1 protein-coding gene is annotated in these 509 nt (G+C 73.3%); it reads right to left on the bottom strand.

Translation table 11 applies throughout. The features are described from left to right. Positions 1 to 509, bottom strand: a 509-nt coding sequence (locus AC4FQ5_RS20205; RefSeq protein WP_491146548.1) for an alpha/beta fold hydrolase, incomplete at both ends; no start/stop codon positions are given.

Genomic DNA, 509 nt, shown 5'->3' with positions numbered 1-509 from the left:
CTGCCCAGTCAGGGCCGCCACCGCCGTCCCCGAATGCCTCGGCGACGCGCGGCTCGGGCGCCGGGAGTGGCGTCTCGCTCACCACGCGAGCCGGGCTCGTGGCGAGGAGAGTCAGAGAAGCGAGCAGTTCCGGCCTCGCGAGCGCGAGCTCCTGGGCGAGGCCGCCTCCCATCGAGAGGCCGACGACGTGCGCCGGGGCCGAGTCGGTCGCCTCGATGAGCGCGGCGAGGTCGTCCACGAGGTCGCTCGCCCGATAGGTGGCCGACCCCGGCGCCGCTGTCGTCGAGCGGCCGGTGTCCCGGAAGTCGTACCGGATCACGCGGCGACCGCTCGATGCGTCTCCCGCGGCGAGCAGGCGGCACAACTCGTCGTCCCACCAGTCGCGCGAACTCGCGCCGCCCGCGACGAGGACGATCGTCGGCGAGCCCTGCTCGCCGAACTCCTCGACGGCGAGGGAGACGCCGTTGACCTGGAGATCGCGATCGATCGAGGGGACGTCGCTCATGGTC

Source organism: Chryseobacterium sp. DT-167, from assembly GCF_058310155.1.
This window is presented reverse-complemented; position numbering and strand designations above follow the sequence as displayed.